Consider the following 11,814-nt stretch of genomic DNA (forward strand, 5'->3'; position numbering starts at 1 on the left):
TTGTTGGTTTTTATCATGATTCCTTTTGTCCTAGCATCTGCATCACCTGCCCGTAAACGATTGCTGCATACGGCGGGAATTGAACCATTGGTCTATCCCAGCGATTTTGATGAATCGCTGGTTAAGGTCACAAATCCATTAGGTTTAGTCGAAATTTTAGCGCAGGGAAAGGCAGAGGCAACGATGAGAGCGCTTTTTTCTCGCCAGGCGGAACTTCCATCAGGGTTCTTTTCCCGCAATCCAGGTTTAATTCTCGGTTGCGATTCGATCTTGGCGATTCAGGGTGAAATTCATGGCAAGCCTAGAGATGCTCAAGAGGCGATCGCGCGCTGGAAACTCATGCGCGGACAGATGGGCGAACTCTATACAGGTCATGCGCTCCTACGACCCTTCACGACCGAACAAGGCTCCTTGCTGCCCTATGCGCCGCTGGTGCGAACCCAAGTCACCCGGGTTTACTTTGCAGAAGTGAGCGATCGTCAAATTGAAGCGTATGTGGCGACCGGAGAACCACTTAACTGTGCTGGGTGCTTTGCTTTAGAGGGTCGGGGTGGCTTATTTGTCGAAAAGCTGGAAGGCTGTCATACCAATGTGATTGGTTTGAGCTTGCCGCTTTTACGCCAAATGCTGAGCGAAGCAGGCGTTGATGTCATCGACTATTGGCGCTAAGGACATTTAGATTCAGGACATTTAGATTCAGAACATTTAGATCCAGTCAGAGCAGTCAGAGTATCGATGACTAAAACCGTGAAGATTTGCCCGCACTCCCAAATCGCTTCTTAAACTAGAGGTAACTCTGGTGTTCTTGCTGCGACGACTCCCCCAGTCTCCAACTTTTCTAACCGACGTGCCGAATTGGAACAAACTTATTTTGGACGAAACACATGTTGGACGAGTGGAGCGATCGAACCTGTTGTGCGATCGCTACGAAATTCGTAAACGACTCGGTCGGGGCGGATTTGGCGTTACCTTTCTAGCGCGAGATACTCAGCTTCCCGGAACGCCACTTTGCGTGATTAAGCAACTGTGTCCTAAAGTGCGCGATCAAGGGCTATTAGAAAAGGCGCGTCAACGATTTGAACAAGAAGCCACCGTCTTAGGGCGGTTAGGTACTCATTCTCAAATTCCGCATTTGCTGAATTATTTTGAGATTGAAGGCAAATTTTACTTGGTTCAAGAGTATGTCCACGGTTTGACGCTCAGTAAAAGCGTGCGTCGTACTGGAGCCTGGTCAGAAGAGAAGGTCAAATGCTTCTTAACCAGCTTCCTACCCGTTTTGCAGTACGTTCACAAAAATCAAGTGATTCACCGGGACATCAAGCCCTCAAATATTTTGTATTGCCCAGAGGATGGGCGCTTGGTGTTGATTGATTTTGGAGCGGTGAAAGAAAAGGTGATGACGGTCGATCCGGCGACCTGTCGAACGTTTTCGACTCAGTTTATTGGAACCGTGGGATTTGCACCTCCAGAACAGCTTTCTCTGCGCTCTGTGTTTGCGACCGACCTCTATGCGTTAGGCATGACCTGCCTCTTTCTGCTGACGAGTAAGCCACCTCTAGAGTTTGAATACGAACCGCGCACTGGAGAAATTTTGTGGCATCAAAATGTGCTGGTGAGCGATTATTTTGGACAAGTCTTAGACCGAATGTTGAAGGTGTCGCTAAAAGAACGATATCAATCTGCCGAAGAAGTATTGAGGGCGTTGGAATTGGAGTCACACTTAGAGACGCTGCTGCCTTGTATGAACAATCAGCCCCTCGCTCCCCTTCCAGAGCCGCCCCAACCCGAAGAATTTATTTCCCCGATCGTTCGGACAGCAAACGCGATTCGCGAATGGCAAGCCCGCCTCAACACCAAACGCCCTTAAGACGGAGACGGGCAACGCCCAATGACAGAACCCTAGATCAGCCCGTGTTTCTCATTCCAGCAGCAATACCATTGATCGTCAGGAGTGCGCCCCGGAGCAGTTCGCCTTTGCTGTAGCGCGATCGCACCACACCAGATGCGGCTAATGTCTTGTGCTGCCGCAGCCGCTTTAATAGCGACACCTGCAAAAACCCAAGCGGAACGATCGTTCCGTTGCGTAACTGCACCGATCGCTGCAACTCGGGATCGCCGTCTAGCAACCGCTTGTGCCCGGTAATGGTCAGCACCAGTTCGCGAGTGAGATAAAACTCGTTACAAATCTGCTCGAACACAGGCGCAAACCGCTCTCGATCCTCTGGAAGCGTCAGTTCTTGAACGTAATAACTCGCAATTTGAAGATCGACTTTAGAGAGCGTCATCTCAACTCGTGAGATCGCCATTCTAAAGAACGCCCACTTGTAATAGAAATAGCGCATCAGAGCAAGATGTTTATCAGGGTTTTCGTCGAGAAACATCTTTAGTGCCGTCCCGACTCCATACCAGGAGGGCAACAAAAATCGGCTCTGCGTCCAGCTAAATACCCAAGGAATGGCTCGCAGGCTGCCAAGATCTTTTTTGCCGCCGCGCCGAGCAGGGCGAGAGCTAATTTGCAGTTGGCTAATTTCTTCAATCGGGGTGACTTGATGGAAGAAATCAATAAAATCGGGCTGTTCGTAAATCAGAGCACGGTAGTGAGCGCGCGATCGCTCTGCCAATTCTTCCATCACTTCATGCCACGGCTGGATATCGTCAAATCCGGTTCGCAGCAAACTTCCCTGAATCACCGCTGTGGTGACGGTTTCCAAGTTATAGAGTGCCAACTCCTGCAATGAATACTTCGACGCCAACACCTCTCCCTGTTCGGTAATTTTGATGCGACCGTTTACACTCCGTCCAGGTTGCGCCAAAATCGCTTCGTAAGCCGGACCACCGCCCCGTCCCACCGAGCCGCCGCGCCCGTGGAAGATTCTCAGCGCCACCCCATAGCGATCGGCGATCGTTTGTAGGGCTTGCTGGGCCTTGTGAATTTCCCAATTGCTGCTGAGAAAGCCAGAATCTTTGTTGCTGTCAGAGTAGCCCAGCATCACCTCTTGCAGCGAAAACTGGGGGAGATCCTCTGGGTGGTTTTTCCGCTGTTCGTACTGCTCAAATCCACCCGACAACATGGCTCGATAAAACGGTAGCTCAAACACGCCTGTCATGACTCCCGGCGCTTTCTGCAAGTCCTCTACGGTTTCAAAGAGCGGCACCACTCGCAGCGTGCCAATTCCAGTCACAGGATCGTACAGCCCGGCTTCTTTGGCGAACAGCAATACTTCCAGCAAGTCACTCAAGTCATGGCTCATGCTGATGATGTAAGTGTGGCAGATGTCAAGACCAAACTCCTGCTGCAACTTGCGCACCATACGGAAGGTTGCGATCGCTTCCTGAGTCCGCTCTGAAAACGGCATCCCGGCCGGGATCAACGGTCTGCGAGTTTGCAGTTCGGTGATCAGCCAGTCGCACCGTTCTGCTTCGGTCATCTCGTTGTATGACTTCGGCAGCACTTGCAGGTACTCCACAATCTCGTTCATCGTCTCCGCGTGGCGCGGGCTTTCTTGGCGGATGTCGAGATGAGACAGATTGAACCCAAAAATTTCGACTTGAGCGATCAGATGCTCCAAATCGCGGCAGCTTAAGCCCGTTTCAGCTAAATTGCGCTGAATCAGGTGAAGTTCGGCCAGAAAGTCGGTTCCAGACCGATAATACGTCGATTCGTCGTATTCCGGGACATCCTGCTGGAGGCAGTCCCCGCCAGAGAGAATCTGGTTGCGATCGTGAGTGTTCTGCAACCGCTGGCTAATATAGGCCAGCTTTAAGCGATAGGGTTCCTGGCGGTAGCGAATTGCCAATTGATCGTACACAGCGGGCATTCGCTGCTGGTCTTGCTCTAGCGACTCCAATAGATCAGGCAGAACGTCGCTCCAGTGCAGCGATAAGCTGAGCAAATCACTCAGGCGCTTCACCGATTCGAGATATTTCTCTAGAATCGTCTGACGCTGATAGCAGGCCGTTTGCCAGGTGACCTGAGACGTGACCGATGGATTGCCATCGCGATCGCTGCCTACCCAAGAGCCAAATTGACAGAAGTTTCGTCGGGGCATCTGCATGGCTGGAAAGGAGGCATGAACCGTCTGCTCTAGCCGTTTGGAAAGATGCGGGATCGCATCAAACAGAACTTCGCGGAAGTAGTGCAAGGCGTTATCGACTTCATCTAAAACCGTCGGCTTAAATTGATGCAGTTCATCAGTGCGCCACCACAGGCGAATCTCTTCCGTTAACTGCTCTCGCAGGGCATCCGCGTCCCACGATGCCGCTAGGCCCATTGCTTTGAGGCTATCTTCTACCCGGTCAAGTTCTCGTAAGATTTTGACAATCCGGCGCTGCTTATCGCGAATTGTGGGGCGCACAATCTCGGTCGGATGGGCGGTAAAGACGAGCCACACATCCAACTGATTGATCAGCCGTTGGATCTGCTGAGGCGGAACGTTGAGTTGCCGCAATCGCGGAAATAACCAGCGAAAGGTTCCGATTTCACGGCGAGAGGCATCTTCATGCAGACTGCGCTCTAGAAAATCGGCTTCGGGTCGATTGGTTAGTTCTTCATCCTGGCGGCCGCTGCTCTTGGGTTTCTGCGACGGAACGCCCTCACTAGCAACTCGATACTGAATTTGCTGGTCTCGCTGCTCGTAGTGTTGCTCAACAATGTTGATTAATTGAAAATAAAGCGCAAAGGCGCGGGCAGCCCGAATCGCCTCATTGAGATCGAGCTTTTCGACGACCTGCAACACTTCTGATCCGGTGAATGTGTTCGCTTGTCCTTCGGGGGAACACATATGTCTTAGTTGATTGAGCAAATCAACGAGTTCTTGACCGCACTCCTGTTGCAAAACAGCTTCCCAGAGATCCTCAACTGTTTTAACCCGAAGCCGCAAAAATAAATCAGACGTCATTAAATTATCAGACGTTATTAAATTATCAGAGGCCACCGATGCAACGTCTTCGGGTTGAGGTGAGGTAAAGCTGATATCTGTGACGAGACCAGAATCATCTTGTGAGGGGAGGAGTGAACTCATAAAAGATAGTCCAGCAGGAGTCTTAGATGGGTAAAGCGAGAAGGGAAGAGAAAATGAGCTAACGCGCGAAGATGCAGTTAGAATTTCTGAATTATCGGATAACTGCACTCAAAACTCAAAGTTCAGAAAAAGCTAACTTTGATCGGTCGGCGTATCCGAATCCTCAGAGAAATCTAGCGTGGGTAGGCGATCGCCGCGAAAAACCTCCTCGCTCATCGCGCCGACCTCTGCGATCGCTCGCGCTAGGGCTTGTGCGCTCACGAGTCCAACTAATACGGGAACGGTTGCCACACTTAGAGCAATTTCTGAAGGAATAAATCCAAATAAAAGCGAGTCACGAGATTGAGCGGAGGACGAATCAGTAGACTGCATCGATAGTAATCCTGAATGGGCTGCTAATTAGTGATTAAAGTAGCGGTTAGCCAACCTTATTAAAGAAAATTGGGAGCCAAATCGTAAGTTTCAAGGTCTTAAAGTGGCTAATTTTAGCGTTGTTCTTGTACACTTCTGTCTGACGGCGATGTCTGGTAGCAAAAAACACCCCAAATTTCGGAATCACCTTTTCAATATGAAATTATAATTCTGCATAACACTTAAAAATGCATACCACTGAAAAGGCCGCAGGAGTGAAAAACTACTTCACCAATGCGACGGCTTGTGCTTACCATAGCAAAGAAAAGATTGCGAAAAACATAAAGTCAGCGTAAAAGCATCGACGTAAAACCTAAGGTGTATCGATAGGCACCGATATCGCGCAGAGCGCAATCCCGAAGAAACCGCAGCCGTCAGTCGAATAGAGCAACTTGATGTTAAATCCCCCTGAGTCTAAGCTATCTGTGTCCGACCCGATTCGCCGTCAGCCGTCGTTGATGCAGTGGCTCCACCGAGTCGCTGGAGTGCCTAACGTTCTAATTCAAGTTCGCATACGCGGCAACAACTTGTACATCCTTTACGAAGCGAAAGAATGTCCTAGCCAGTCCACGGTCTTGGCTCAGATGGTGCAAGCCTTAGCAGAGACTAAGCTACAGCTCTTACTTCCAGCCGATCAGCCAACGGTGTATCAAGTTGTTCTCTACGGACGCGCTCAGGGTGAATCGCGCCCTCAGTGGGCAGAGGTGATTTATCTCGACCAGATTGAGCGGTATCTAGAAAAACTCCAAGAGGCTCAAGCCCAACGCCGCCCGATCGCGCTCGACTCGTCGATGATCGTGTCGAATTTTAGTTTAGCGAAACAGGGTCACTCTGCTGCGATCGCGCGGTATCTCAGCGAAGCCTTTAGTAACTTAGGCGTCGCCGTTCGCGCCAATGTCAAGTCTGTCGTTCTGCCCGAAGACGCCAAGCTGCCCGAAATCGTGAATCTGTCTTCGGTTTTCACCAGTTCTCAATCGCTCACTCCCAAAGCATTGCTGAACCGCTTGTGGGTGCTGTGCGAGTCCGCCTATAGCCCTGATCCATCGCTGATGGCAGAGCCAATCGCCCAAAAGCTGCGAGATCTCGAACTGCATGGATTCCGCGATGCCATCGTCTTTAGCCAAGTCCGGGGAGAAGCAGAACCCGATTGGACGCTGAGAGTCGATCTGACACCGCCCAACGAGATGCTGAAAGAATGGGCGCGATGGGGCGATGTTGAAGCGCTGGCTCGTTTGTTTAATCGAGTTTTCTTTGAGCAGAGCATTCAGGTTTCTGTGGACTTGATGGACATTACTCTGCATATTTCTTGCCAGGGGAAATCTGTACCCGACAAGCCGCGCGTTTTGGCGACCCTGCTGCCACTTTTAGAGACGATCGCGCCTCAAGGCATTCACTGCGCCACAGTCTACGGCATCGGCAACGAAACTGGAGACCACGCTGATGAAGATCCTACCTCGCTTGCGCCAGCTTGGGTTGAGTGGATCAATTTACCTGCTGCTGAGCATCCAGCGCTCGCCGATTCGACTTCGGCGTTGGCGAAACAGGGCGATCTCAGCGCGATCGCCTTCCAACTGACACGTCTGCTCAATCCAGATCTAGATGTACAGTTAGCAACTGGCGGCATTCGGCTTCAGCTTCGTCAACGGGATGAGTTGATGCACATCATGACCGATGCGCCGACCTGCCCACCTCAGAACACGGTCACGACTACGGTTGTTGACTTGCTGAAATCTTTAGAATTGCCAGAACTGCAAGGGGCGCGAATTCATGGACGCCGTGCAGGGCAATCACGCCCCTTGTGGAGTTACGGGGTTGATTTTGTCTGGAACGACTCTTCTATCGCACTCCGCGCCAATCGTCTTGTTCCTGAAGCGACGCCCGAATTTGCCGCATCGGATGCCTATGTCGGCGATTTGCTCAGCAAAGATCCGGAAACGTTGACTGTCCGACCCGATCTGAGTGGAGATAATCCGGTCTTTCGTCATCGAGTCGTTGATGCCTTGCAACGATTGCTGGTGCGATCGCAACTCTTCATGCTAGAGACGCCGACCGCGTTAGCGGCATATGAAAAGCCAAAATCCATTCTTAGTCATGAACGCAAAGTTGCGATCGTCTGGGGAACCTTGGGACTACTGCTGACCTTGCAATCCGATTGGGTGCTAGGGCAACTCGTAAAATCCCAAGCTCAAGCGCCCCCGGAACCCTCTCCAACGCTCCCGGCTGCCTCACCGACGAGTACGTCGCAGCCGTTAAATCTACCACAAGTCTCTTTGCAAAAGTCCTCTGGGTTTAGCGGCGAGCAGGGCGCAAGTTCCTCTGGCTTTACCCAGGATGGACAAACAGAATTAGCCACTCCGACCGAGTCACCCACCCCAACAGAGAGCACTCCCAGAGCGCTGCTAGCGTCCCCTCTAAGGCCCAAAGCGGCTGTTGATCCCGCGCGATCGCCCTATCCTACGTTCAACGCCAATCAACTCAACGAAAAACTCGTTTTGTATCGTCAGTATGTGTCCCAGTTCGGTGCGCCCGATATTTTGATTGTGGGCAGTTCTAGAGCGATGAGAGGCATTGATCCCGTCATTCTTCAGCAGACGTTGGCAACGCAAGGGTATCCGAATTTAAAGATCTTTAACTTTGGCGTGAACGGGGCAACCGCGCAGGTGATTGATTTAATTGTGCGGCGGATCTTGCCCTCTGAGAAAATGCCGAAACTCATCTTAGTGGGTGATGGTTCACGGGCCTTTAACGGCGGCAAAGCCGATGCGACGTTCAATGCGATCGCGTCTTCGCCAGGTTTCAAAAAGCTTCCCGATGCTTCAACGGCTTCGGTTACGGTGGCAACGACGCCCACTGAAGCCTTTACCAAACCTCTAGAAACAATTTCTCAGACTAATTCCGTTGTGGCTGATAGCTATCAAGCGGTGAACAATCAGCTCAACGGGGTGTTGAGCAACCTTTCAACCCTTTATGTGCACCGAGAGAAACTGGTTACATTCTTACAGAATGGGTTGAAAGGTCGCTTGAGCCAGTCCTCGGCAGACAGTGAAGAGACGATCGTCTCAGACGGACAAGGGCTAATTGACATCAACGGATTCCTACCACTCTCGGTTCGGTTTAACCCAGCGACTTACTATCAAAAGTATTCGCGGGTTCCAGGTAACAGCGACGCAGATTACGCTAATTTCTCGTTAGAAGGGCAGCAGTTTGAGGCACTAAAGTCGTTGGTTGCCTTTACGCGATCGCGAAAAATCCCCCTCGTCTTTGTCAATTTGCCCCTCACCGAAGCGCATCTCGATCCGTTCCGTCGAGAGCGCGAACAGCATTTTCAGCAAAAAATGCTGCAAGTGTCAGGGGAATTAGGCTTCACCTACCGCGACCTGTTGGACAACTGGAAAACTGAGAATGATCTCTTCTCCGATCCCAGCCATCTCAATCGCTACGGGGCTTATGTTGTATCTCAACATCTTGCTAAAGACCCGCTGATCCCGTGGGTCAAGCGATAGAAGAGAATTATTCTCGCCTTACCGACCTACCAAAGCTGAGAAAGCCCCAGCGTCCACTCCTGAGCCATCTTCACACCCGAAGGTGATGTGAGATTGTAGTGCAAGGGCGTGATGGTGATGTAGTTTTCCCGAATTGCTTCAACATCAGTCGGTGCAGTATCGGTTACATCAGGATCTTCAACATCTTCAAGCAACTCGCCCGCCAACCAGTAATAGATTTTGCCTCTTGGATCAACCCGTTTCTCAAATACATCAACATAGCGGCGGACGCCTTGCCGGGTAACGATCGTCCCTCGAATTTGATCCCGCTCGACTGGAGGCACATTGACATTGAGCAACGTTAACGTCAACGGATGTTTTGCAAGCTGTTGCACTAACGCGCAAGCAAAATCGGCGGCAGGCTGGAAGTCACGAGAGGAAAAGCTCGTTAGACTGAGCGCCACGCTAGGAAATCCCTCGATTAGCCCTTCCATCGCGGCGGATACGGTTCCTGAGTACAGCACGTCTGTTCCTAAATTGGCTCCGTGGTTGATTCCAGATAATACGAGTTCGGGCGGTTCATCCAACAGGGCCCAAATTGCCAACTTCACGCAGTCTGACGGCGTGCCCGAACATGCCCAAACCTGAACCGAGGGATGAAAGAGTGATTCGATTTTTTCGGCTCGAATCGGCTGATGCAACGTCAGTCCATGCCCGGTAGCAGACCGTTCGCGATCGGGGCAGACTACCGTTACCTGATGTCCCGCTTCTGCTAGGGTATTTGCTAAAGTCCGAATCCCTAGCGCATAAACACCGTCATCGTTGCTGATCAGGAGTCTCATTGAATCCATTACACTGATATAGACAAACGCACTTTCTTAGTATGACTGCTCAGACGATCGAACTCGAAGCGCAATTAGACGCAATCCGGCAAGAAGCTCAAGCCGCGATCGCGACCGCGACCTCTCTTGACCAACTCGAACAACTGCGCGTGAAGTATATGGGCAAGAAGGGTCCCATTCCGCAAGTGCTAGGCGGTATGGGAAAGCTCGATCCGGCTGAGCGTCCCCGGATTGGGGCACGAGCCAACGAGGTGAAAGAAGCGATTCAAGCCGACCTCGATCGCAAGAAAACCGACCTGCAAACGGCAGCGATTCAGGCGCAGCTTGAGGCAGAAACCCTTGATGTGACGATGCCAGGAGTGTATCGATCGCAGGGCAGAATCCATCCGCTCAACGGCACGATCGATCAAGTGCTTGATATTTTCGTGGGCTTGGGCTATACCGTAGCCGAAGGTCCCGAAATGGAGACCGATTACTATAACTTCGAAGCGCTGAATTTCTTGCCCGACCATCCCGCACGGGATATGCAAGACACGCTCTATTTGCCGGATGGAAACCTGCTGAGAACTCATACTTCGACCGTGCAGATTCGCTACATGGAGACGAACGATCCTCCAATTCGAGTTGCGGTTCCGGGTCGTGTCTATCGTCGCGATACCGTCGATGCCACTCACTCTGCCGTATTTAACCAGATTGAAATTTTAGCGATCGATGAAGGCATCACTTTCACCGATCTAAAAGGCACAATCAAAGTGTTCTTGCAAGAACTATTTGGCGATGTCGAAATTCGCTTCCGTCCTAGCTTTTTCCCGTTTACAGAACCTTCGGCTGAAGTGGATGTGCGATGGAAGGGGCGATGGCTGGAGATTTTGGGATGCGGAATGGTTGATCCCAATGTATTGAAAGCCGTCGGTTATGATCCTGAAATCTACACCGGATTTGCCGCTGGGTTTGGAGTTGAACGGCTAGCAATGGTACTGCATCAAATTGACGACATTCGTAGGCTCTACAACAGCGATTTGAGGTTTCTGAAGCAATTCTAGATGTAAAAACATCTCTGTCGTAAATTTCGATGTTGTAGATGGAAGTCTACTCAATGGCTGATTCCCAAGCAGGACTCCGTAAAAACGTTAGCAGTTCTCGGTTTACGGTTTGCGGAGCTTCTTGCTGAATCCAGTGTCCACAATGAGGAATCAGCTTTACTCTAAACGGAGCCGCAATCAGTTGATCTAGCCCTTCTGTCAGCTTGTGACTCAGGAGAGAATCTTCATCTCCCCACAAGACGAGAGTTGGTACAGCGATTGGGTCGGGCGATCGCCATAGATTGCGAATCCAGTTGAGCGGCAGAAATAGCTGACGGTAGTAGCTCAGCGCGGCAGCGATCGCACCCGGCTTGCTCAATGCCCTCTGGTAAATCTGAGCATTCTCTTCCGAAAACGCGCCTTTACGAACGGCGTGTTCTTGAAACATATTGCGAATAAACGTCCGCAAGTTGAGTTGAATCAGCCACTCTGGGACTCCAGGTACCTGAAAGGCTAAAATGTGCCAATTCCGGCGCAGTTGGTCTAAGTTGCTCAGCATTTCTTGGGCAAACCGTTGCGGATGCGGGGCGCTCAGGAGCGCCAACCGATTAAGATGCTGAGGAAACTTTTGAGCCAGATTCCACGCGATCGCGCCGCCCCAATCGTGCCCTACAACATGAGCGCGGCTGTAGCCCAAATTCTCTATTAGGCTTCGAATATCTGCGGTTAGCGTATCGAGATCGTAGCCATGCGTTGGCTTTTCAGAGTCGTTGTAGCCGCGTAAGTCAGGAACAACAACCTTGTAGTGGCGAGCTAACGCTGGAATCTGATAGCGCCAAGAATACCAAAACTCAGGAAACCCATGCAGCAAAAGAACAAGTTCGCCATCACCCTGAGTGACATAGTGTAGACGAATTCGGTTTGCTTCAATGAAATGATGCTGCCACTGAGATTCAGAATGAAATTCAGAAACGGTCATAGCAAAAGGCTAACAGCCCCTAATGTACTTAACTGTCGTACACCCTTGCAAAGGATT

Annotated in this window: 8 protein-coding genes; 4 read left to right on the forward strand and 4 right to left on the reverse strand. The window is 51.0% G+C overall.

What is annotated here, in order from left to right; all coding sequences use genetic code 11:
• Positions 1 to 15: 15 nt before the first annotated feature.
• Both AC5I6P_RS16360 and AC5I6P_RS16365 read left to right on the forward strand, forming a co-directional pair.
• Positions 16 to 669: a Maf family protein gene (locus AC5I6P_RS16360; RefSeq protein WP_495694840.1), complete on the forward strand. Its 654-nt coding sequence runs from the start codon at positions 16 to 18 to the stop codon at positions 667 to 669.
• A gap of 202 nt (positions 670 to 871) precedes the next feature.
• The gene (locus AC5I6P_RS16365) at positions 872 to 1,867 is read left to right on the forward strand and encodes a protein kinase domain-containing protein (protein ID WP_495694841.1); all 996 of its coding nucleotides are present in this window, start codon (positions 872 to 874) and stop codon (positions 1,865 to 1,867) included.
• Between the two features lie 37 nt (positions 1,868 to 1,904).
• Here the strand turns inward: AC5I6P_RS16365 and ppc are convergent, their stop codons facing one another.
• On the reverse strand, positions 1,905 to 5,021 hold the full coding sequence (gene ppc / locus AC5I6P_RS16370; RefSeq protein ID WP_495694842.1) for a phosphoenolpyruvate carboxylase: 3,117 nt from the start codon (positions 5,019 to 5,021) through the stop codon (positions 1,905 to 1,907).
• Positions 5,022 to 5,153: 132 nt separating this feature from the next.
• Positions 5,154 to 5,393 carry a hypothetical protein gene (locus AC5I6P_RS16375; RefSeq protein WP_495694843.1) on the reverse strand — a complete coding sequence of 80 codons (240 nt, stop codon included), beginning with the start codon at positions 5,391 to 5,393 and terminating at the stop codon, positions 5,154 to 5,156.
• 464 nt (positions 5,394 to 5,857) lie between these two features.
• Here AC5I6P_RS16375 and AC5I6P_RS16380 point away from each other — a divergent pair, with 464 nt between their 5' ends.
• On the forward strand, positions 5,858 to 8,935 hold the full coding sequence (locus AC5I6P_RS16380; RefSeq protein WP_495694844.1) for a hypothetical protein: 3,078 nt from the start codon (positions 5,858 to 5,860) through the stop codon (positions 8,933 to 8,935).
• 26 nt (positions 8,936 to 8,961) lie between these two features.
• On the opposite strand, the gene surE is transcribed toward AC5I6P_RS16380, so the two are convergent.
• The gene (surE, locus tag AC5I6P_RS16385) at positions 8,962 to 9,756 is read right to left on the reverse strand and encodes a 5'/3'-nucleotidase SurE (protein WP_495694845.1); all 795 of its coding nucleotides are present in this window, start codon (positions 9,754 to 9,756) and stop codon (positions 8,962 to 8,964) included.
• A gap of 41 nt (positions 9,757 to 9,797) precedes the next feature.
• Here surE and pheS point away from each other — a divergent pair, with 41 nt between their 5' ends.
• Positions 9,798 to 10,799, forward strand: coding sequence for a phenylalanine--tRNA ligase subunit alpha (gene pheS, locus AC5I6P_RS16390; protein ID WP_495694846.1), 1,002 nt, complete (start codon positions 9,798 to 9,800; stop codon positions 10,797 to 10,799).
• A gap of 46 nt (positions 10,800 to 10,845) precedes the next feature.
• On the opposite strand, the gene AC5I6P_RS16395 is transcribed toward pheS, so the two are convergent.
• The gene (locus AC5I6P_RS16395) at positions 10,846 to 11,757 is read right to left on the reverse strand and encodes an alpha/beta fold hydrolase (protein WP_495694847.1); all 912 of its coding nucleotides are present in this window, start codon (positions 11,755 to 11,757) and stop codon (positions 10,846 to 10,848) included.
• Positions 11,758 to 11,814: the final 57 nt, after the last annotated feature.

It is taken from the genome of Myxacorys sp. (genome assembly GCF_059501405.1).

Coding starts and splice junctions, on each gene's coding strand:
- AC5I6P_RS16360 (WP_495694840.1), top strand. CDS start 16: ATGATTCCTTTTGTCCTAGCATCTGCATCACCTGCCCGTAAACGATTG.
- ppc (WP_495694842.1), bottom strand. CDS start 5,021: ATGAGTTCACTCCTCCCCTCACAAGATGATTCTGGTCTCGTCACAGAT.
- AC5I6P_RS16375 (WP_495694843.1), bottom strand. CDS start 5,393: ATGCAGTCTACTGATTCGTCCTCCGCTCAATCTCGTGACTCGCTTTTA.
- surE (WP_495694845.1), bottom strand. CDS start 9,756: ATGAGACTCCTGATCAGCAACGATGACGGTGTTTATGCGCTAGGGATT.
- pheS (WP_495694846.1), top strand. CDS start 9,798: ATGACTGCTCAGACGATCGAACTCGAAGCGCAATTAGACGCAATCCGG.
- AC5I6P_RS16395 (WP_495694847.1), bottom strand. CDS start 11,757: ATGACCGTTTCTGAATTTCATTCTGAATCTCAGTGGCAGCATCATTTC.